The organism is Rhodohalobacter sp. 614A (assembly GCF_021462415.1).
In the GTDB taxonomy this organism is placed as follows: domain Bacteria; phylum Bacteroidota; class Rhodothermia; order Balneolales; family Balneolaceae; genus Rhodohalobacter.
In genome coordinates this window covers 122,683-146,763 of record NZ_JAKEDS010000005.1, presented here as the reverse complement: position 1 = coordinate 146,763, position 24,081 = coordinate 122,683, and the positions used below count along the sequence as shown (strand labels likewise).

Annotated in this window: 14 protein-coding genes; 13 read left to right on the top strand and 1 reads right to left on the bottom strand. The window is 42.9% G+C overall.

From position 1 onward, the window contains the following. Nucleotides 1–39: 39 nt before the first annotated feature. On the bottom strand, nucleotides 40–1,551 hold the full coding sequence (gene glpK / locus L0B18_RS18620; RefSeq protein WP_234573454.1) for a glycerol kinase GlpK: 1,512 nt from the start codon (nucleotides 1,549–1,551) through the stop codon (nucleotides 40–42). A gap of 253 nt (nucleotides 1,552–1,804) precedes the next feature. On the opposite strand from glpK, the gene L0B18_RS18615 reads away from it, so the two are divergent. From L0B18_RS18615 to L0B18_RS18555, 13 genes are all read left to right on the top strand, one after another. Beyond that, nucleotides 1,805–2,830, top strand: a complete 1,026-nt coding sequence (locus L0B18_RS18615) for a LacI family DNA-binding transcriptional regulator (RefSeq protein WP_234573453.1) — start codon at nucleotides 1,805–1,807, stop codon at nucleotides 2,828–2,830. A gap of 796 nt (nucleotides 2,831–3,626) precedes the next feature. Further along, nucleotides 3,627–6,569 carry a SusC/RagA family TonB-linked outer membrane protein gene (locus tag L0B18_RS18610; protein ID WP_234573452.1) on the top strand — a complete coding sequence of 981 codons (2,943 nt, stop codon included), beginning with the start codon at nucleotides 3,627–3,629 and terminating at the stop codon, nucleotides 6,567–6,569. 18 nt (nucleotides 6,570–6,587) lie between these two features. Continuing rightward, nucleotides 6,588–8,141, top strand: coding sequence for a RagB/SusD family nutrient uptake outer membrane protein (locus L0B18_RS18605; RefSeq protein ID WP_234573451.1), 1,554 nt, complete (start codon nucleotides 6,588–6,590; stop codon nucleotides 8,139–8,141). Nucleotides 8,142–8,206: 65 nt separating this feature from the next. Further along, nucleotides 8,207–9,223: a glycoside hydrolase family 43 protein gene (locus L0B18_RS18600; protein ID WP_234573450.1), complete on the top strand. Its 1,017-nt coding sequence runs from the start codon at nucleotides 8,207–8,209 to the stop codon at nucleotides 9,221–9,223. Between the two features lie 11 nt (nucleotides 9,224–9,234). Then, nucleotides 9,235–10,308: a glycoside hydrolase family 43 protein gene (locus L0B18_RS18595; RefSeq protein WP_234573449.1), complete on the top strand. Its 1,074-nt coding sequence runs from the start codon at nucleotides 9,235–9,237 to the stop codon at nucleotides 10,306–10,308. 31 nt (nucleotides 10,309–10,339) lie between these two features. Further along, nucleotides 10,340–12,085, top strand: coding sequence for a sialidase family protein (locus L0B18_RS18590; protein ID WP_234573448.1), 1,746 nt, complete (start codon nucleotides 10,340–10,342; stop codon nucleotides 12,083–12,085). Nucleotides 12,086–12,108: 23 nt separating this feature from the next. Next, on the top strand, nucleotides 12,109–13,668 hold the full coding sequence (locus L0B18_RS18585; protein ID WP_234573447.1) for a glycoside hydrolase family 43 protein: 1,560 nt from the start codon (nucleotides 12,109–12,111) through the stop codon (nucleotides 13,666–13,668). 15 nt (nucleotides 13,669–13,683) lie between these two features. After that, nucleotides 13,684–14,817 carry a cellulase family glycosylhydrolase gene (locus L0B18_RS18580; protein WP_234573446.1) on the top strand — a complete coding sequence of 378 codons (1,134 nt, stop codon included), beginning with the start codon at nucleotides 13,684–13,686 and terminating at the stop codon, nucleotides 14,815–14,817. 137 nt (nucleotides 14,818–14,954) lie between these two features. Beyond that, a complete protein-coding gene (locus L0B18_RS18575) occupies nucleotides 14,955–16,733 on the top strand; it encodes a glycoside hydrolase family 2 protein (RefSeq protein ID WP_234573445.1) in 1,779 nt (592 codons plus the stop codon). Between the two features lie 227 nt (nucleotides 16,734–16,960). Then, nucleotides 16,961–18,514, top strand: a complete 1,554-nt coding sequence (locus L0B18_RS18570) for a sulfatase (RefSeq protein ID WP_370647614.1) — start codon at nucleotides 16,961–16,963, stop codon at nucleotides 18,512–18,514. A gap of 217 nt (nucleotides 18,515–18,731) precedes the next feature. After that, nucleotides 18,732–21,020: a GH92 family glycosyl hydrolase gene (locus L0B18_RS18565; protein ID WP_234573443.1), complete on the top strand. Its 2,289-nt coding sequence runs from the start codon at nucleotides 18,732–18,734 to the stop codon at nucleotides 21,018–21,020. A 202-nt stretch (nucleotides 21,021–21,222) separates the two neighbouring features. Beyond that, the gene (locus tag L0B18_RS18560; protein WP_234573442.1) at nucleotides 21,223–22,272 is read left to right on the top strand and encodes an aldose epimerase family protein; all 1,050 of its coding nucleotides are present in this window, start codon (nucleotides 21,223–21,225) and stop codon (nucleotides 22,270–22,272) included. A 158-nt stretch (nucleotides 22,273–22,430) separates the two neighbouring features. Continuing rightward, the gene (locus tag L0B18_RS18555; protein ID WP_234573441.1) at nucleotides 22,431–24,068 is read left to right on the top strand and encodes a sodium/sugar symporter; all 1,638 of its coding nucleotides are present in this window, start codon (nucleotides 22,431–22,433) and stop codon (nucleotides 24,066–24,068) included. The last annotated feature ends 13 nt before the right edge of the window (nucleotides 24,069–24,081 follow it).

The following is a 24,081-nucleotide window of genomic DNA, read 5'->3' as shown; positions in this document are numbered from 1 at the left end:
ATTGTGCCAAAGCAGAGCTTCGGAACGAGAAAGAATAAGCTAAACATCAAAGTCCAGTTTTTCGGACCATGCCCGGGTGGCCTTCAGCGCTTTTTTCCACCCGGCAATTAAGTCATCGGCTTTATCTTTATCCATCTTCGCATCAAAACGATGATCTTCTTTCCACTGTTCATTTATTTCTTCATGATTTTTCCAGAAACCAACGGCCAGCCCGGCGAGGTAAGCCGCACCAAGAGCAGTGGTTTCCAAAATTTTGGGGCGAATTACCGGAGACTGCAGGATATCTGCCTGGAATTGCATCAGAAGATCATTGGCTGTAGCTCCGCCATCAACCCGTAATTCTTTGATATCAATCCCGGAGTCCGAACGCATCGCTTTCAAAACATCCATTGCCTGGTAGGCAATTCCTTCAAGAGCGGCACGTGCAATGTGGCCCGAATTCGATCCACGGGTTAATCCCACAATTGTACCCCGTGCATGTTGATCCCAATGGGGTGCACCCAGTCCGGCAAATGCAGGCACAAGATATACGCCATCGTTGTCTTCCACAGAGGAAGCGAGTTTTTCTACATCAGCCGATTTTCGAATCAATCCCAATTCATCCCGAAGCCATTGTACAACTGCTCCGGCGATGAAAATACTTCCTTCCAGGGCGTATTCAACCTTTCCATCTACTTTCCAGGCAACTGTGGTTAACAGGTTATTTTCAGATTTGATAGGCTTCTCACCGGTATTCATCATCATAAAACAGCCTGTGCCATAGGTATTCTTTACCATTCCTTTTTCAATACATCGCTGGCCAAAAAGAGCCGCTTGTTGATCTCCCGCAATTCCGGCGATCGGAACCTTGGCGTTCAGCACTGTGGAATTGGTTTTTGCATATTCTTCGCTGGATGATTTTACTTCGGGCAGCAAGCTTTCGGGAATATCCAGGATTTCAAGCAGTTCTTTATCCCACTGCATCTCATGGATGTTAAAAATCATGGTTCGGGAGGCATTGGATACATCCGTTACATGGGTTTCTCCATTTGTAAAATTCCAGATCAGCCACGTGTCCATCGTTCCAAACGCCAGCTCTCCGTTTTCCGCCCGTTGTCTGACTCCATCAACATTATCCAGAATCCACTTAATCTTTGTGCCCGAGAAATAGGAATCGATCACCAATCCTGTTTTCTCCTGGATTTTGCCGGCATATCCGTCATTTTTCAGTTGATCACAAAACTCTGATGTCCGCCGGTCTTGCCAAACGATGGCGTTATATACAGGTTTCCCGGTTTTTCGGTCCCATATCATCGTAGTTTCCCGTTGATTGGTAATTCCGATGGCGGCTATGCTTGAACCGCTAATCCCGGCACTGGTTATGGCTTCGGTAGCAACCCCCGCCTGGGTCGACCAAATTTCTGTTCCGTCGTGTTCAACCCACCCGGCTTCCGGATAAATTTGTTTAAACTCTTTTTGAGCAGTAGATACAATTTCACCTTTATGATTGAAGACAATAGCCCTTGAGCTGGTGGTTCCCTGGTCGAGAGCTAAAATGAACTGCTTTGCCATGTTATGGGCTCCTGTTAATTAGCGATGATAAATTATTGATCAGGCAATTTGTGAAACCGCTTCTTGAAAATCAATTTCCATAAGAAATTTCAAAAAAGGTTTTTAAAGACGAAAAAGTTTCAGTATTCATAGTAGTTGGAGTTAATAGGATTTTGGATCTGTATGATTCATACTCTTTTATTTTTTTGTTTTTCCTTACGAATGTTCCTCTTAACTTTGTAAAACAATTTAAAAAACAACCAAAAAAAATATTTTGGGATCGGAAGTAACATTAAAACAAATTGCTAAAGAATTGGGGCTTTCGGCAATGACCGTTTCAAGAGCGATTAACAACCGCTCAAATGTAGATGAAAAAACCAAAGAGAGGATTCTTAATAAGGCCAGGGAGATGGGGTACACGCCAAACCACATTGCTAAAAGTCTGGTCTCGAAAAAATCCTATACCATTGGGGTAGTTGTTCCAGAAATTGCGCATTCCTTTTTTGCAGAAGCCATTCAGGGAATTGAAGAGGTTACTTTTGAAGGGAATTATCAGCTTATCCTCACTCATTCCGCGGAGAACGAAGAACGTGAAAAACAAGCTCTTCAAACGCTTAAATCCAAAAGAGTTGATGGCATATTGATCTCAACGGCTCAAACCGTTGAAGATCATAGCTTATACAAAAGGATAGTAGAATCCGATACAGCCCTTGTTTTTTTTGATCGATGTGTGGAAGGGATTGGGGCCAGTTGTGTAAGTGTAGATGACCGTAGCGGGGCGTATAATATCACGAATCATTTAATCGGACACGGATATAAAAAGATTGCCCATTTGGGAGGCCCTTTAAATCTAAAGATTAGCCAGGAGCGGCTTTGGGGCTATAAAGAAGCTCTGAATGATAACGGCATTATGATTGATGACGATTTAATCATTGAATCTGGTTTTCGTGAAAAGGGTGGATATAATGCGATGGATCAATTGCTTACAGCGTATCAGGATCATCCACCAAGAGCGGTTTTTGCGATGAACGACCCGGTGGCATTTGGTGCGATGGAAGCTATTTACAATCATGGATTTTCAATTCCCGAAGATATTGCTATTGTTGGATTTTCGGATGATATACGTGCTTCTTTGATGAAAACTCCTTTAACTACTGTTAGACAACCTTCTTATGATTTGGGAAAAAGAGCGGCTCAAAAGTTGATTAAGATGATTGAAAATGAAGATGAGCCAGTTGAAAACATTGATTTGTTGACGGAGCTTGTTGTCAGGGAATCCTGTGGATGCAAAAAACAGTGAGAGAGTACTGAGCGAAAAAAATCAACAAGCGCCGATTCTATACCTTGGTTCAGGTTCTTATTTTTGAAAGGGCCAGAGTTTGCAGATGTATCTTTTCCCGGATTTATTTTGGGATTCCCCCGTGCCTGAATCGACGAGTATACGGTCATTATACCGCTTCCAAAACACGGCAGAGTTAAAGAAACTTTTTAAATTTAAACCTTCCAATGTATCGTTCAGCCCCCGAAAGTTGCTTGCCACAAATAATGAACGATGAATACATTATTAGGACGAAATCTTATAAAGTTAAGAAGAGAGCAAATAAACACGCTTTTACCAGCTTAAATGCGGTAATTTTGAATGGGTGTTATATTTTTAAAAAAAGTTGACAATGAAAAAAAATAGTGATTATTTAATAATAGCTGATGTTATCGATAACATTGAATAGAAATGGAAGCGGTTGCAAAGATAGATTAGATGGTAATAAAGGGTGGATATGTCTTTGTCTTTAATATGTTAACGATAACAGAAAGTGTAATTATGCAACAGTCCCTGAAGTGATAGAACATCCTTTCATGGAACCGGTCATTTACAAACCAAACACGGGTAAAGAACACGAAAAAGCGAGAAGTGGTGAGGTTTGTCAGTTACTGATGCATAATAGATCTGTAAGATACACCATAAGCCGGGAGGCAGAAAAAATTGGAGTTGGAAATCAGATCGACAGATAGCAAAAGCAAAATCACAATTAAAAAAGGTTATCAACATGATAAATAGATGTGTTACCATACTATTTTGCCTGTTTATCATAACAGGCATGAAACCTGACAAAGCTTATTCACAGAATGGGCATTCAGTGTCGGGTGTTGTTACAGATTCAGATAGTGGCGAATCTCTGCCAGGCGTAAATATTTTGCTCAAAGGTACTACGCGGGGCACAACTACAGATTTGGAAGGTAGTTATCAAATATCCAATATCAGCCCCTCAGATACGCTGGTATTTAACTACATAGGTTATGGAAATGTTGAGGTGCCAATTAATGGACGGTCAGCGATTGATGTTCAATTGAGTCCGGAAACTATTGTAGGCGATGAACTTGTCGTTGTTGGTTACGGTCAGCAAAGAAGAAGGGATTTGACCGGTTCCATTGCATCGGTGAATGTAGAAGATATCGGTGATGTGAATGTCACCAACTTTGGTGAAGCCATCCAGGGAATGGTTCCCGGTGTTACGGTAAGAACAACAGGGCAGCCCGGTTCAGAGCCATCTATGCAAATCAGGGGAATGGGGAATTTTACGAATAATGAACCGCTCTATATTATTGATGGCGTACCCACACGGGCCAACAGGGATTTTAATGTGAATGATATTGAATCCATTCAAATTCTGAAGGATGCCTCTGCAGCAGCTATATACGGATCACGAGCGGCAAACGGCGTGGTTATCATTACAACCAAAAGCGGGCGAGAAGGTCCGATGCGTATTGACTTTAACAGCTCTACAAGTCGAGACTGGCTGCCGCGATTTGATCTCATGGACAGAGAAACATGGATTGAATTTAACAACCGGGCTTATGACGAAGCCGGTGTTCCACGACAAAATCACTTTGAAGCCAATACGGATTGGCAGGATGAAACTTTCCAAACCGCACTCAGAACCGATAATAATCTTACCATTTCAGGCGGTTCTGAATCGGGCACATACCTTCTCTCATTAAATCATCAGTCAAACGAAGGTACTACCATTGGTTCAACATCCGAAAGAATTGGGATAAGGTTAAACACAGAGTCAACCCGTGGTATTCTTACCGTAGGTGAGAATTTGGCTATTACCAATTTTGATGTACAAGAGTTAAATACAAATCCCATTGCAGATGTGACCAGAATGCTGCCAACCATTCCGGTGTACGACAGCAACAATCCCGGTGGATTTGGATACGGAAATGAGAACAGGGCAAGAACGTTTGGTGTCAATCCGGTTGCCAGGGAAGCTCTGGAAGATGCCGCAACCGTTAACCAGAGAATCAGGGGAAATGCCTATTTAGAATTAGATTGGTCATTCCTGAACTATAGGTTTAACTACGGATTAGACTACAATTCTCACAATTACGACTTTTTAAGAAGAGAGGGCAACTGGACATTGAATCATCCTTTTGAACCTTCACGAATTTATTCTGAAAAAGGCGGTTACAACTCTCATCTGTTTGAGAATACACTTACCCTGATACAGGAATTCTCAAATCACAAAGTTACGGCTCTTGCAGGTCAGTCTTATCAAACATTTAGTGAGGAAAGAATTTGGGGAGAAGCTCAAAACGTAATAGAAGCCGGTGGTGAGTATTTCAATCTATTGGATGCAGCTACTACAGATGCAAGAACCGGTGGCTGGCTGCAGGAAGGGGCGATACTCTCTTTCTTTGGAAGATTGAATTACAACTATAATGACCGTTATATAGCTGAATTTACCATGCGATATGACGGCACATCCCGTTTGCCGGAGGATAACCGATGGAAGGCTTTTCCTTCTGTGTCGGGTGCATGGAGAATCAGCCAGGAAGATTTCTTTGATGTTGATTGGGTAGACGATCTTAAATTAAATGCCAGTTATGGGTTGTTAGGAAGCTCAAACATTGGTTTCTATGATTACCAAAGTGTATTGAATATAAATCCTCAATATGTTTTTGGTGAAAATGTACATAGTGGTGTCACGCAGGTTGAACTGGTTAACCAGAACCTGCGATGGGAAACACTTACCCAAACCAATATTGGTGTAGAAGCTGTCCTCTTTGATGCAAGATTGCTTCCCAAAATAAGCTACTTCAATAGTGAGACCCAGGATGTTCTAACAGAAATGCCAATTTTGATGACGACCGGTAATGATGGCGGAAATCCATTTGTAAATGCCGCAAGTTTAAAAAATACCGGTTTTGAAATAGATTTAACCTGGACTGATGAAATTCGGGATAAGAATCTGAACTATTCCATTGGCGTGAATTTCGGAAAAACTCAAAATGAGATTGTAGAGCTTGGATATGGACAAACAGTATTCTATACAGGCCAAACAATAAACGAAATAGGCCACCCCATTGGGACATATTATTTGATAAAAACGGATGGATTATTCCGATCTGAATCCGAAGTTCTTGCACATACAAACAGTGAAGGCAACGTCATTCAGCCCAATGCCCGGCCGGGGGATATTCGCTATGCTGATGTAAATGATGACGGCCAAATCACAAGTGCGGACAGAACAATTGTAGGAAGTCCGTGGCCAAGTTTCGAATACGGAATTAATCTGTCAGCAAGATGGAAGAGCTGGGACTTTAGAGTGCAGGGATTCGGTGCCTATGATTTTGATATCTTCAACGGCCCCAGAAGTGTAATGGACAGATTTGATGACAACTCCGGATACAGAAGTGGAATTGAGCCCTGGACACCGGAAAATCCTGATACCGATTTTCCCCGAATTATTTATGCCGATCAGCGAAACTCAAGAGGTGATATTGACCGGTGGCTGGAAGACGGTTCGTTTTTCAAAATTCGTGAAATAACCATTGGTTATACATTGCCGCCAACCATATTAAGTGATGTTTTCCAACGGTTAAGAGTTTCTGTTACAGGTCAAAATTTGGTCACATTCACAAATTACACGGGATTAGATCCTGAATTTGTAGCTCCAAGTATATTTGACAGAACACATGATAACTACAGGTATCCCACACCTCGAACTGTATCATTTAATCTTCAATTATCTATTTAATCACAGGACTCCATAATTATGAAGAAAATATATTTTACCCTACTGGCTGTGATGATAATGATGCTCTCATCAGCATGTAATGATGTGCTTGATTATTCAAACCCGAATGCTCCTACCGATGCCACGTTCTGGAAAACTCCGCAGGATGCAGAAAGAGGTTTAACAGCTGTTTATCATCAGTTGATTAAGGAATCCACCTATTCAAGATGGATCTTTTTCCGATACGACCTTACATCAGATGAAGGATATAGTAACAGTCCATGGACTGAACTGGCAGACTGGACCCGGTTTAATTACCTGAACTATAACTTTTGGGAAGGAGGAGCCTGGATCTGGAGAGATCATTACAAAGGTATCTTTCGCGCAAACCAGGTGATTACCTATGTACCGGAAATAGAGTTTGGCGATTCAAACAGGCAACAGGAAATAATTGCCGAGGCCAAATTTATAAGAGCACTTTTATATTACAATCTTGTAGTGCTATGGGAGGAAGTTCCCATCGTAACCGAACCGTCCAACCCGGATGACCAGCCCGCACAACGGAGTGAAGAAGAAGTTTGGAACCAAATAATTCAGGACCTCACGGAAGCTGCAAACATTCTTCCGGAAAGATGGGATGCAACTGAAGCAGGCAGACCAACCAAAGGATCCGCACATGCACTTTTAGGACGCGCCTACATGCAAAACCATGACTGGGAACAGGCTTATGATGCTCTCCAATGGTTGGTTGAAGGCCCGGGTGCCGCTTATTATGACTTGGTTGATAACTACAGAGACAATTTTATGCATACAACAGCGCATAATATGGAGTCTGTATTTGAGGTTGTCTTTTCGGATGTGAACAGAGGTGGCAAAGGGGATGGCAGTGATTCAAATCTTGGATTTGAACGCCCTCAATTCTTTGCTCCCGGTGGTATAGGCTGGCAAGACGGACAAGCCAGAAGATGGCTGATTGATGAATATAAGTCAGAACTCAATTTGGACGGCGGATATGACACCCGTCTGAAATGGAGCATATTCTATAGCGAAATGGGAGATGATTTTGAAAATAATAACCTGATTTATGGCCGGACCTGGGAAGAAGGAGGCTGGGCTCAGGATGCAGCCTACATTCGGAAATACTCTTCTGATTATTTCAGAGACTATGAAGATTATTATTCTCCCAATAATTTCAGGGTTATACGGTATGCCGAAGTTCTGCTAAACTTCGCAGAAGTTGTTAATGAGCTGGAGGGTCCGCAACAGGCCGTTCAATATGTTAACCGCGTGAGACAACGTCCTTCCACAAATTTGGCGCCATTACAGTCAAGCCCGTATTCAACTGCATTAAGCTCTCAGAATGCATTCCGTGAAAGACTGAAAATGGAGAGAACGTTAGAGCTGAACCATGAAGGAATCCGATGGGCTGATTTAAAAAGATGGGGAATGCTTGAAAGCCAGGAAGGTATAGATGAATTGAGACAAAGAGATCCAAGCTTCGACAACTTTGTAATAGGAAGACATCACAGGTTGCCTATTCCTCAAAGTGAAGTGGAAAACAATCCTAATCTCAATCAATTAAGTGGTTATTAATTATACAAGAACCGGGTTTGGAGCAGTCATCTGTTCCAGTCCCGGTTTCTATAAAATTTATCCCCATGCGCACAATTACTTTACCTGCCATTCTTTTGCTTCTTTTTTCAGTTTTAACAGTCGGTTGTAGCTCGGAAGCCAACGGATCAACAGAATATTTTGGAGATGACGATCCACCGGAACACAATATTTATTTTGGAGACCCTTATGTACTTTTGGATGACGGAACATACTATATGTATGGAACCGGCAGAGATAGCGATACCGGAATCGAGGTTTATACATCAGAAGATCTTGAAAATTGGATAGGGCCTGTAGGAGTTACCGACGGATTCGCTTTACATAAGGATGATGTGATCGGTGACCGATGGTTTTGGGCTCCGGAAGTTTATAATGTGAATGGCACTTATTATATGTTTTTTAGTACGGAAGAGCATATGGCCATAGCCACTTCAGAGAGTCCTTTGGGGCCATTTGTACAGGAAGAACAACAATTCCTTGCCGATTTTAAAGCGATTGACCACTCTTTATTTGTGGATACGGATGGTGCCCATTATATCTATTTCGCAAAATTTGAAGATGGTCTGGAGATTTGGGGCGCGGAGTTTGCCGAAGATTTTTCTGAAATCAACTTTGATACAATGGAGCGGCAAATTTCTCAGTCTCAGGAATGGGAGAAAAGTCAAAAAGATCCGGTTGGAATTGTTAATGAAGGCGTTTATATCATTAAACATGAAGGAATGTATTACATGATATATTCGGCCAATCATTACGCCAGCCCCGACTATGGAATTGGAATGGCTTATGCGGAACATCCCTTGGGGCCTTGGACAAAGGATGAAACGAATCCGATTTTACAGAACCCGGATCATTTGGTGGGAACCGGACACAGCATGTTGTTTGAAGGAAAGGATGGTCGGCTCTATATGGTGTACCATGCTCATAATGATCAGGAGAATATTCATCCGAGAATAGCATATATCAACGAAGTAGGGTTTGTACCTGTAGAAGGCGAAGACCGTTACCGCATTCAGGTTAAGGAACCCAGAATTGAACCCATGTATAACCCTCCGGCTGATTAATTAATATTGTAATGAAGTCTGCATTTACTTTTTTATTCATTATTGTTGTACTCATGTTAACCTATTGTAACTCTGCAGTTTCAGGGGATGATGAGAAGCCCCCGGAGCCGGAGTGTGAGTTTGTAAACCCCATTGCACATGGCCAGGATCCGTGGGCAATTAAACATGGCGATTCCTATTATTTTATAGAGTCCGCCGGTGGGGCACTTCATATCTCCAAAACGCAGAGCCTGACCACACTTAAAATGAACCAGCAGGAAGTCTGGTCATTACCCGATCATGCAGGATGGAATCAACATAATTTATGGGCCCCTGAATTGCACTTTATTCAGGGAAAATGGTACATCTATTATGCCGCCGGAGAAAGTGGTCCGCCCTTTACTTCTCAGCGAAGCGGTGTTCTGGAATCTGTCAGCGAAGACCCTTTTGAGGGATTTATTGATAAGGGACAGTTGTATACAGGCGATGATATCGAAACCGGAGAAGAAAACAAGTGGGCAATTGACCTGACGGTTTTGGATCTGAATGGTCAGTTATACGCCATATGGTCTGGCTGGGAAGAGAACAGGGATACCGATCACACACCTCAACATTTATACATCGCAGAAATGGAAAATCCCTGGACAATTTCCGGGAACAGGGTGAAGCTGTCTTCGCCGGAAGAGGAGTGGGAAACCGGTGGAGAACTTGATTTACAGGAAGGCCCTCAGATATTGGAAAATGAGGAAGGCGACGTCTTTATTATTTATTCAACCCGGGAATCCTGGCTTCCCGCATATCGATTGGGTCAGTTAAAGTTGAGTGATCGAAACGCTGATCCTATGAATCCGGATAATTGGGAGAAGTCTGGTCCTGTATTTATGGGAACGGAGGATGTGATAGGAGCAGGACACGCCAGTTTTGTGAAATCACAAGACGGCACTGAGGACTGGATTGTGTACCACACGAAAGTCAGCGAAGAACCCGGGTGGGACAGATACATCCATATTCAGCCGTTTGGATGGGATCAACAAGGGAATCCTGATTTTGGAACTCCAGTATCAGCCGGAGTAACCTTGCCAAAACCAGCCGGGGAATGTAAATAACCAATATGATCAGATCATAGATAGATTTGTTGTGAATATTCAGTTAATCATACCGGCCCTGTTTCTTTTCGTCAATTGTTCAGGCGGAGGTGTAATAATAAATCGTGATGTACAGCCAGACATTATTCCGTATGAAGAAGGGATACGAATCTTGTGGGACTACCAAACCCTGACGAATATATCCGATTCCGAACATTCTTCATTTTATCCGAGAATGACAACCTTAACAAGCGGTGAGATGTTGAGTGTGTATGAGAGCGAAGCGAGTATTGTTTTATCCCGAAGTGATGACAACGGGAAGAGTTGGACTCAAGGCGAAAAAATCGCCAAACCTGAGGGTATTGTAAGAGCATCCGTGCCGGAAATTATTGAATTGCGAAATGGTGAAATTTTAGTCGCATACAATACCAGGCCACCACAAAATAATGACAATGAACAGCTCCGTTTTGGTTTAAAAGTGATAAAAAGCTTGAATCAGGGGAATAGCTGGTCAGATCCTATTAACGTTTACGAGGGTGGTCATACATGGCACCGTGGGGTTTGGGAGCCAGTTATGATGCAGTTGGATGATGAACTGTTATTATTTTTTGCCAATGAGCATCCGTATAGCGAAAGTGAAGATCAGGAAATTAGTTTTGTGAAATCGGACGATGACGGACTAACATGGTCTCAACCCAAAACGGTTTCTTACAGAAAAGGACATAGGGATGGAATGCCCGTACCCGTTAAACTTCAAAACTCCGGCGAAATCAGAATAGCTATTGAGGATAATGGCATCTTCGGAGGAGAATTCAAACCGGTAATTCTTGGATTTTCTTCTCAGGAAGCATTGAGTGATTCTATGATATCGGGCCGTTCAAATAACCGATGGAGAGCATTAACCGAGGATGATCAGCTTGCAGAACATGAATATGGAGGGGCGCCTTACTTAGTACAAATTCCATCAGGCGAAACAATTTTGTCCTTTCAATCCACAAAAGATCGGGACGTCGCCTGGAATTTTTCCACGATGGCAGTGGCTATTGGAGATCATGATGGTAAAAATTTTTCCAGAGTGACAGAGCCATTTCGAGTTGGCCGTACTCAATCAGCAATGTGGAACTCGCTTCATGTAAAAAATGACAATACCGTAACGGCCGTTACTTCGACAAATGCTTTCAGCAACGACGGGAAGAGTGAAATCTATTCTATAGACGGCCGAATATTGTCCGATATCATCATTCCAAATGGCAATATTACAAAAGAAACAGCATCCACATTATCCGAAAAGGGATTGCAAACGATAGCTCGTATGGGCGCTTATAGTCCAGTCTCTGCTTCAGTATATGCACTCAAAGATTCAGAGTACTTACACCTTGGATTCAAGGTTAATAATCGGGCGGCGAATAATTCCACGGAGTTCGAATCAACGGACTTGATGATAGCAAACGGATTGCTTTATGAAGATGAGATTTCGGAAGGAATGTTCAAAGTTAGCTACGATCGTGAAGGCAGAGTAACAAGTTATGAGGGAAAGAATGGAAAGTGGTCGCCGATGGAAGAAGATTTAAAAACGAATGTTTTTAGAGACAGTGATCACGAAAAAGAAGTGATGATATCTATTCCATTATCGGGTATTGGTCTGGAATCTGACCCTCCGAATGCAATTGGTTTGAACGCAAATCTGAATGTCCGGAATGTTTCCAGCACTGAGATCATAAACGAGACACTCGGTGGCAATAAGGAGTTCAGGCCATCCACGTGGAGTAAAGCCATTATTTTAAACAACAACGAATGAAGATAAACAGATCAGCAAATTTGATGAGAAGTTCAAAGTTACAATTGTGGTTCGGAATGATCCTTTTATTGATCGCAGGATGCGATACTGGCGCGAAACAGGAATCATTCGAAATCAAGAATCCGGTTTTACCGGGAGACCGGCCCGATCCTACGGTGATTCAAATTGGAGATACGTACTGGGCTTCGGCAACATCCAATGAATGGTCGCCACTGTTTCCCATATTCAAATCAAATGATTTGCAGAACTGGGAGCTTGTAACGTATGTATTTCCCGATGACCCGCCGGCCTGGGCAGTCAATAATTTCTGGGCACCAGAACTGGCTTATGATGAAGATCAGGACAAGGTTTATGTTTACTATACGGCAAGAGACAGGGAATCTAACCGGTTGAGTACGGCCGTTGCAAGTGCCGACAGCCCCGAAGGACCATTTACTGATCATGGTCCGCTTATTTCGCAGGAACTGGGTTCTATTGACGGATATGAAGCCAGAGATATAGACGGAACTCTCTATTTTATGTGGAAAGAGGATGGCAATAGCGGAGGGCAGCCAACACCGATGTGGGCGCAGGAAATCAATGAAGACAGAACCGAACTAATCGGCGAAAAAATCGAGATGTTTCGGAATGATGAATCTTGGGAAGATAACCTTGTGGAAGGCATCAGTGTATTCAGGGAAGATGACTATTTTTATGCACTCTACTCTGCACGATCTTGCTGCGATGTACAGTGCAATTATGTAACCGGAGTTGCACGATCGGAAACAATTGGTGGTCCATGGGAAAAGTTTGATGGTAATCCGATATTGAATAATAATGAGGACTGGAAATGTCCTGGGCATGGATCTGTCGTGAGAAAAGATGGTGAAATTTTTTACCTCCATCACGCCTACAGCAGAGCAGGCGGGGTTTACGTGGGTCGCGAAGCCGTACTTGAAAGAATTATTTGGAATGAAGAGGGCTGGCCGGTATTTGATAATGATGCCGAATATAACCGGGAAACGGATACATGGGATTTTTCATCTGATTTTACAGAGGGTTTAGATCCGCTGTGGCAGTGGAGAGTTACTCAGGATATTCAGTTTACAACAAATGAAGAAGGATTATTTGTTGAAGCTTCCAGAGAAAATGAAGATTTGGGAAGTTTGCTTGTTCGTCAGACCACTTCCCCCAACTATGATATCATTGCCACGATTGATCATGAGCAATCCGGAGAAAATGTAGCCGGAGGAATTGCCTTGGTGGGAGCTGCGAATAATGGATTTGCCGCACCGGTAGCCGCTGCAGGAATCTCAACAGAAAACGGAAACATCACGGTTTGGGAAACCAGAAACGCGAAAACGGAAATTTATGCAGAAGAACAGATAGGTGAAGCGGAATATTCTAAGCTCATGATGGAAGTGCGGGATGGATATCTGCTTACATTTTCTGTAAAACAGAATGAAGAATGGAAAACGCTGGTCGAAGATTTTGATGCGTCTCATTTAGTGGCCTGGGGGATGGGCTTTCGTTATGGGATGGTAGCGAAAGGAGAACCCGGCGGGCGGGTAAACATTAAAGAATTTCAGTTGATTAACCACTAACAATTATACGACAAGATGAAACGATTTATTTTAATTATAGCAAGTTTACTCTTTATTGGGGCTATTTCGTGTGATACCGAAACACCTGATGAAAATAACGGAGTTGCCGAACGATGGTCAGAGGAGAAAGCGAATCAATGGTATGAAGAGACCGGCTGGCTGGTAGGTGCTAATTTTAATCCCAGCACGGCCATCAACCAATTGGAAATGTGGCAGGCGGATACGTTTGATCCCGAAACAATTGACAGAGAACTGGGTTGGGCTGCCGACCTCGGATTTAATTCGATGAGAGTTTATCTGCATGATTTGGTCTGGAAAGAAGATCCGGAAGGGATGATAGAACGAATGGAGCAATATCTTGAGATTGCCGACAGCCATGGAATCGGAACCATGTTTGTCTTGTTTGATGGCGTTTGGCATCCACATCCTGAAGTAGGCACACAGCCGGAGCCAAAACCTCATGTACACAATTCCGGCTGGGTTCAGAGCCCAAATACAAATATCCTGGCTGACCCCGACAGTTGGGGTCAACTCGAAGAATATGTAAAAGGAGTGATGTCGCATTTCGCCAACGATGAAAGAGTTCATATTTGGGATATATACAACGAACCCGACAATACCAACGACAGAGCTTATGGTGATATTGAGCTTGAGAATAAACGTGAAATGGCATTGCAATTGCTTAAAAAGAGCTTTGAATGGGCCAGGGAGGTAAATCCATCACAACCTATAACGGCCGGTTTGTGGTACGGAGATTGGTCCGATCATGATGAAATGAAAGAAATGGATCAGTTTATGGTGGAAAACGCAGATATAATCACCTTTCACTCCTATGATGGACCCGAAGTAATGACAGAGCGGATTAAAAATCTTCAAAGATATAACCGTCCCATATTCTGTACGGAATACATGGCTCGTCCCCAGGGAAGTACATTTGAGGCCGAACTTCCCATTCTTAAGGAAAATAATGTAGGAGCATACAACTGGGGATTTGTAAACGGGAAAAGTCAGACGATCTATCCATGGGATTCCTGGGACAAGGAATACACCTCAGAACCCGATCCGTGGTTTCATGATATTTTACATACCGACGGAACTCCATATGACAGCAGCGAAACGGAGCTCATTAAAAAATATACATTGGAATAAAGGAATTTTATCAAATACTTGAACAAAGAGATGGCAGACCCATAACACCATATATTTTTAAGTAACCTATCCATAACTATAAATTCTGAAAACGATTTATGTTTAGAAAAATTAGATTTTTCGGTTTAGTATTTATCATGTCATTTGCAGTTCAGCAGAGCGTGCTGGCTCAGCAGGGTTGGCAACCGGCAGACAATCCACTAATGACCAAATGGGTGGATGACATCGACCCTGACAATCCTCTCCCGGAGTATCCGCGACCTCAAATGAAACGAGAGGAATGGATCAATTTGAATGGGTTGTGGCAGTATGCTATTGCGCCCGTATTGGAGGACACTCCTGCAGAATGGGATGGAGAAATTTTGGTACCGTTTGCGGTCGAATCAGCCCTCTCTGGTGTTAAAAAACGAGTTGGGCCTGATAACCGGCTTTGGTATAGACGCACGTTTACCGTTCCGGATGATTGGGAAGGTCAACGGCTGCTATTGCATTTTGAAGCCGTAGACTGGAAGACGGATGTCTGGGTGAACGGGAAAAAAGCCGGGCAACATGAAGGCGGATATACTTCATTTTCGCTGGATATCACAGATTATCTGCAACAAGATGGTGAACAGGAAATTACGCTCGCTGTTTGGGATCCCACGGATGACGGTTTTCAGCCCAGAGGCAAGCAGGTTCGTGATCCCCACAGTATCTGGTACACACCAACCACGGGTATTTGGCAGACTGTTTGGCTTGAACCGGTAGCTGAAGTAGCTATAAAGAAACTGAAGATGGTTCCGGATATGGATGCTTCGGCTCTGAAACTAACGGCATTCAGTACTGATCGGGAATCAGGATATACAGTCCGGGCTGAAGCATTTTCTGATGGCCAGAAAGTGAGTGAAATCAGTGGCGATCCTGGAGAGGAAATGAATCTGTCGATTTCAAATCCCAGACTTTGGTCGCCCGAAAATCCATTTCTGTACGACCTGATCGTGACACTTTTAAAAGACGGCGAACCGGTTGATCAGGTTGAAAGCTATTTCGGAATGCGGGAAATTCGTCTTGGAACAGCCGATGATGGATACACGCGTCTGTTTCTGAATGATGAGCCACTATTTCATTTGGGGCTTTTAGATCAGGGATTCTGGCCGGATGGAGTGTACACGGCACCCACTGATGAAGCTCTCAAATATGATATTCAGGTCACCAAAGACCTTGGGTTTAATATGATTCGAAAACACGTGAAAGTGGAATCTAACAGGTGGTACTACTGGGCCGATAAGATGGGTATTCTCGTATGGCAGGATATGCCAAATGGAGACAGGCATATTGATCGCGATGAAGAGGATATTGAACGCGTAGCCCAATCAACACTGGATTATAAGGTGGAACTCAAAGAGATGATTGATGAGCATTATAATAGCCCTTCAATTGTTATATGGGTGCCTTTTAACGAAGGTTGGGGACAGTTTCAAACCGAAAAGATTGCTGATATTACGAAAGAGTTGGATCCCACTCGCCTTGTAGATATTCCCAGCGGATGGGCAGATCGTGGAGTTGGTGATATGCATGATATCCACAGCTATCCCGGCCCGGATATGCCGGATACGGAAGAAGGCAGAGCCGCTATTCTTGGAGAATTTGGCGGACAGGCTCTTGTCGTTCCGGGGCATTTGTGGATACAGGATTTCACAAGAGCTCCCGGTCATTATGAGACTTCAACATCCGAAGAAAAACTTCATACCACCTACAACCGACTGCTCGAAGAACTTATTCCCCTGAAAGAAAAAGGTCTGGCCGGAGCGGTATACACTCAAACCACGGATGTAGAATCTGAAGTGAATGGCATGATGACCTATGATCGGGAAGTTGTGAAATTTGACCTTGAACAACTGTGGAAGCTACACCAAAGAATCATCCATGGTAACTGATTTTTAAATAACCAATACGGACTGACAATACGTAGGTGGGCTCATCTTGCAAGAATTAGTGGAGCCCGCAAACGTATCATATTATTCCGGTATAGATGATCTGAGTTCATATGGTAAAACAGTTTTTAAAGATGAGTGGAGTTGAATAATGAAGCACCAATCCTATAGATATGAATAGGAAAAGAAAAATTCATGCAGACAGAAAATGTTCGTTTACTAACCAGGTTATGAGCTATAACTTTGGATGGTTAGCAACTGGTTTTCCACGTCTGCTGGTAATTGTTTTTTTCTTCATTTCTATTCAGTCATGTACCAGTGGTCAAGTGTCACAAGAAGAGAAAAAGCTCAATGTATTGTTGATATTGATAGACGATTTAAAACCTGCTATTGGCGCATATGGCAATGAGATTGCCATTACCCCGGAGATGGATAAACTGGCCGGCGAATCCATACGGTTTACCAAAGCTTTCGCAAACCAGGCAGTTTGTGCTCCATCCCGTCTTAATTTGATGCTGGGAAGCCGGTCCACCTCTTCCGGTATTTACGATTTCGGAAGAGATTTCAGGGAATTCTATCCGGATGCTATCACTTTACCGCAATATTTTCAACAGCATGGCTATCATGCAGAATCCATGGGAAAAGTGTATCACATAGGTCATGGTACGTATAATGATGAAGCTTCGTGGAGTATTCCACACCATGCGGATAAAGTAATTGAATACAATGATCTTGAAAGTACCGGCGGAGAACTTACTCGGGAAGAAGCGTTATTCGGCAATCGCACTTGGGAATATGCCCGATCTCTTTCCCGTGGAGCAGCATGGGAATCGCCGGAGGTGGCAGATACGGCTTATGCTGATGGGCGTGTGGCTAGTTATGCCATTGAAAGACTGCGAGCATTATTGGAGAATGCTGATCAGCCGTTTTTTATGGCGGTTGGTTTTGCCCGTCCGCATATGCCTTTTTCGGTCCCTCAGAAATACTGGGATTTGTATGATCCTGAACAACTGCCAATGCCGGCTATAGAAACGGCTCCCAAAGGAGCGCCGCTTTATGCCGGAAAAGATGGAGGAGGCGAAATCGCCCAATACAAACCTGTTCCGACTCCACAGGAAATTCAGGGTCCCTTTCCCGATCCGTTGAAGCGTAACTTGATTCACGGTTATTACGCAAGTGTAAGTTATGTGGATACGCAGATCGGTAAAGTTCTCACAGAGCTAAAAAATCTGGGTTTGAATGAGAATACAATTGTTGTGCTGTGGGGCGATCATGGGTTTCATCTTGGCGAACTGGGAATCTGGACGAAACATGTGAACTACGAGATCGCAAACAGAATCCCATTGATGATAAAAGCACCGGGGGTTACAACTCCGGGTTCAAGTACTGATCAACTGGCGGAAACAGTGGATATCTATCCAACGCTGGCGGATCTTGCCGGTTTGCCCGTTCCAAATCCGATTCAACCATTGGATGGAGAAAGCCTGGTTCCTGTTCTCAAAAATCCTGAGTCACGAGTGAGTGATCATGCCTATCATACCTACCCACGCGGCAGAAGAATAGGCCGTGCCATTCGTACGGATCAGTACCGGTTGGTGGAGTGGAAAGAGATTGGGGCCGATCCCGAAACAGCAGACTTTGAACTGTATGATTACTCGGATGGGCTAGTTGAAAAAGTTAATCTTGCTAGTGAAAAACCAGAGGTTGTGGAACGGCTAAAAAGAATTTTGTACAGATATCCCGAAGCCCACCTCGCGCGGCCACCGAGTCCACGCAGGGAATGATTTTTCTTTTCTAACTAAAAACTAAAAAACCTGAAAAAATGAACATTAAATTTGTTATCGATGTCAAATAAATAGTTTAGAAATGAAGATTGAGGTAATAGAAATTGCTACTTTGATAATTGACAATAAAGTGTTTTCAGGCATCAAGAGACACTTCTTTTATGATATCAGTCACAATTTTAAAGGTCTCAGTAATCATGAGTTATACTCTAATAAAATGAAAAAGATATTTCTTTTAGGGCTTCTCAGTTACTTGCTATTCCCCAGTTTGGTGTTATCACAAAATCAGGAGGAGGATCTCGTCCAGTATGTAACTACGTTGATGGGCACCGATTCAGAATTTAAGTTTTCAAACGGCAATACATATCCGGCGATTGCAAGGCCATGGGGGATGAATTTCTGGAGTCCTCAAACAGGAGAAATGGGAAGTGGATGGATGTATTCTTACGATGCGTATAAAATCAACGGGTTTAAGCAAACCCGGCAACCAAGTCCCTGGATGAATGACTACGGACAGTTTGCCGTCATGCCGGTGACCGATAAGTTGGCCATTACACAGAATGATCGAGCCAGCTGGTTTTCACATAAAGCCGAAATCGCCAAACCCCATTATTACAGTATTTATTTGGCGGATTACGATGTGCTCACGGAGGTTACGCCAACGGATCGTGCAGCTATGTTTCGGTTTACATTTCCTGAATCTGATAGTTCGTACGTAGTAATTGATGCCGCCGATGAAGGATCACACATAAAAGTGATTCCTGAAGAGAGAAAAATTATCGGCTATTCCCGGAAAAACAGCGGAGGCGTTCCGGAAAACTTTCACAACTATTTTGTAATCGCCTTCGATAAGGATTTTGAAGAAACGGCATCCTGGCAGGATGAAACCATAGATTTCGAGTCGCTTGAAAAAGAAGCAGATCACGTAGGCGGACTTGTTCGGTTTAAAACTGAAAAAGGTGAGCAAATTCATATGAAAGTGGCTTCGTCATTCATCAGTGTGGAACAAGCTGAATTGAACCTGGAACGTGAAATTGGAGAGAAGAGTTTTGAAGCGATTCGTACCGAGGGCAAAACCGTCTGGAATAAAGAACTGAACCGTATTCGGGTTGAGGGAGGCACGGATGCTCAAAAACAGACGTTTTATTCAAGTTTATATCGAACATTACTGTTTCCCCGAAAGTTTTACGAGTTCAATAAAGATGGAGAAATGGTTCATTACAGCCCGTATAATGGAGAGGTATTACCTGGTTATATGTTTACGGATAATGGTTTTTGGGATACGTTTCGAGCGGTTTTTCCTTTCTTTAATTTGATGTATCCGTCGATGAATCAGAAGTTTATGAAAGGACTGGTCAACACCTATAAAGAGAGCGGATGGTTGCCGGAATGGGCCAGTCCCGGCCATCGGAATGTGATGATTGGTTCGAATTCAGCTTCTATTATTGCGGATGCATATCTCAAAGGTATTCGCGGATTTGATATTGAAACTCTTTATGAAGCGATCCTCAAAAATTCAGAAAATAAAGGGCCGCTGGAGTCTGTAGGGCGTGCCGGCGTTGATTATTATAATGAATTGGGATATGTGCCTTACGATATTGGTGTGAATGAAAATGCAGCCCGTACCCTGGAATATGCCTATGATGATTTTACGATCTACAAATTGGCTGAAGCGCTGGACCGTCCTCAGAAAGAGATAGATCTGTTTGCGGAGCGGAGCCAAAACTATCGGAATCTTTTTGATCCGGAAACAAAACTGATGCGCGGTAAGAACGAAGATGGAAGTTTCCAGAGCCCGTTCAATCCGTTTAAATGGGGAGATGCGTTTACCGAAGGAAATAGCTGGCATTACACATGGTCGGTTTTTCATGATCCCCAGGGACTCATCGATTTAATGGGAGGAGAGGATATGTTTATAGCGATGCTGGATTCCGTATTTACTCTTCCGCCAAAGTTCGACGAAAGCTATTACGGACAAGTCATTCACGAAATACGGGAGATGCAGGTTGTGAATATGGGTCAGTATGCTCATGGAAACCAGCCGATTCAGCATATGATCTACCTCTATAATTATGCAGGTCAGCCCTGGAAAGCTCAACATTGGGTTCGCGAGGTGTTAGACAAGCTCTATTCTCCTGCTCCGGATGGATATTCGGGAGATGAAGATAATGGGCAAACCTCGGCCTGGTATGTTTTTTCTTCGATGGGATTTTATCCTGTGGCACCGGGAACGGATCAATATGCAATTGGCTCTCCTTTGTTTGAGAAGATTACGCTGGAACTGGAAAATGGAAACGAAATCACCGTGAACGCTCACGGCAATTCATCGGAGACAAGATATATCCAATCCATGAAGATGAATGGAAAAACTTATACCAAAAACTGGTTTTCTTTTAAGGAATTGATGAAAGGAGCTGTTATAGACATCGAGATGGCTAAACAGCCCAACAAACAACGGGGAATTCAGGAAAGTGATTACCCTTATTCTTTTTCACGAAACCACTGATGGATTCTGTTTAGGAAATAAAATTTCAGTAAATCGTAAAAAATTTTGAACAGATGATTTTACCAAATATAAATGCAAAATAACTATAAACATGTTTCTCAAGTATATTTTACCACTTCAAATTGTATTGATGGGGTTTTTAATGGCTAGTTGTACGAGTTCTTCAGACAAAAATGAAACCAAAATTAAAACCTCATTACCTGTGCAGAAATCAAATTTTCAGACCGAGATAGAGGGTCGGCAGACCGATCTGTTTGTCCTTCAAAATCAACAAGGGATGAAAGTTGGAATCACCAACTACGGGGGACGTATCGTCAGTTGGCTGGCTCCGGATAAAAATGGAGAATATGATGACATTGTCCTCGGATTTGACAGTATTGACGGATATTTAAATGCGAATGAGGTTTATTTTGGAGCTCTCATTGGCCGGTATGGAAATCGGATTCAAAAAGGGCAGTTTTCTTTGAATGGGGAAACCTACTCATTGGCTACAAACAACGGACAAAATCACCTGCATGGTGGTCCCGGCGGATTTCATAACGTGGTTTGGGATGCCAGTCAATTAGACGATCAACATTTGGTATTGACCTATTTCTCTGAAGATGGAGAAGAGGGATATCCCGGCAATTTGAGCGTAAAAGTAAAATATACATTGACTCCTCAAAATGAGCTGAAAATTGATTATACAGCTACTACAGACAGCCCGACTCCCATCAACCTGACCAATCATGCATTTTTTAATTTGGGCGGGGCGGCCAGCGGAACCATCAATGAGCATGAACTAACTATTTACGGTTCAAAATACACCCCGGTAGACTCTACACTTATTCCCACCGGAGAAATGACAGCAGTGGAGGGGACGCCATTTGATTTTACAAGTTCAAAAGCAATTGGAGAAGATCTTTCTGCAGATAACACACAGCTTGAGTATGGTCAGGGCTATGATCATAATTTTATCCTGGACAAAGAACAACCGGGGAAATTAACGCAAGCTGCAAAAGTAACGGATCCGGCTTCTGGACGAACGATGGAAGTTTTTACGACGGAACCAGGTATTCAATTTTACGGAGGGAATTTTTTGGACGGATCGGATACTGGAAAAGAAGGCCAGCCGTACACACATCGAACAGCATTTTGTCTCGAAACCCAGCACTTTCCGGATTCTCCGAACCATCCTGATTTTCCATCCACGGTATTAAATCCCGGAGAAATTTATCACTCCTTGTCCATTTACAAATTTTCAACGGAGTAGCGGACAGGATGATTTTTCCGACGCATATATTTTGTCTCAAATTTTATAAAAACCGATACATAAAATTGCATGTTATCGATAACATTTGGATCTTTCTAAAATAAGGTATTGGACATATCTCAATTACTTTTTTTGGAGCTAGAACTTTATTAAATCATATGACCTTTACAGCACTTGATACCATTGTCTTCTCATTGTATTGTGCTCTCATTATTGGAATTGGGCTTTGGGTCTCTCGGGATAAAGAGGGGCATCAAAAAAATGCAGAAGACTATTTTTTAGCCGGGAAATCCCTCCCTTGGTGGGCAATCGGAGCCTCATTAATTGCGGCAAACATTTCGGCTGAACAGATCATTGGGATGTCGGGATCGGGTTTTGCCGTGGGGCTTGCCATTGCTACCTACGAATGGATGGGAGCCGTAACGCTGATTATTGTGGGTAAATACCTGCTTCCCATTTTCATTGAGAAAGAACTTTATACCATTCCTGAATTCGTTGAAAAACGTTTCAATACCACATTGAAGACGATTTTAGCAATTTTTTGGATCGGATTATTTGTTTTTGTTAACCTCACTACCGTCATGTTCTTGGGGGCCAAAGCCATTGACACCATTATGGGAACAGGAGATGGAAGTCTGCTGATTTATGCCCTGATTGGCTTAGCTTTAATTGCTGCTGCCTATTCGTTATATGGAGGATTGGCTGCCGTAGCATGGACAGATGTTCTTCAGGTAGGATTGCTGGTTCTGGGAGGTCTCGTAACAACTCTTGTTGCGCTTTATCACGTAACCCCCGAAGGCGGAATTCTTTATGGATTTCAGCACATTTATGAAGTAGCCGGTGATAAATTTAATATGATTCTTGACCGGTCCAATCCGGAGTTTCAAAACTTGCCCGGCATCGCCGTTTTGATTGGAGGAATGTGGGTGGCAAATCTCTACTACTGGGGATTCAATCAATATATCATCCAGCGCACTTTGGCTGCAAAATCGTTAAAGGAATCCCAAAAAGGAATTATTTTTGCCGCTGTCCTTAAACTGATCATTCCTCTGATTGTTGTAATTCCCGGCATCATCGTTTATGTGCTTTATACACAGCCGGATGGAACCGCGCAGATTCCGGGAATTATTGATGTCTTTCAAAATCCGGATGGAAGCATTGAATACGATAATGCCTATCCCTGGCTGATGAAAGTATTCCTTTCACCCGGATTTTTGGGATTGGTAGTTGCCGCACTTGCCGCAGCTATCGTTTCTTCTCTGGCTTCTATGCTGAATTCGGTAGCCACTATTTTTACAATGGATATCTACCTCCCGTACATCAACAAAAATGCTACAGATAAGCAAACGGTTAATATGGGAAGAATTACAGCTACCATTGCATTACTCATTGCCATTTTTATGGCTCCGCAGCTCCAGTCGGTTCCGCAGGTGTTTCAATATATCCAGGAATACACCGGCTTAGTAAGTCCTGGTATTTTAGCAGTGTTTTTGATGGGACTCTTTTGGAAGCAGACAACAACCAAAGGAGCAATTTACGGAGTCTTGGGATCGATCATTATTGCATTGATATTAAAACTGGCTCCACTTGGGCTACCCTTCCTGGATCAAATGTATTACACGCTGATACTGACGATCGTCATTATTGTTGGGGTAAGTTTGACAACCAATCCATACAATGAAGACCCGAAAGCTATTCATACAACCGCAGAAACGTTTAAAACAGACTCGGCATTTAACATTGGTTCATATGTGATCTTGATGTTGGTAGCTGTGCTCTATGCAGTATTCTGGTAAACAAATTGAATTG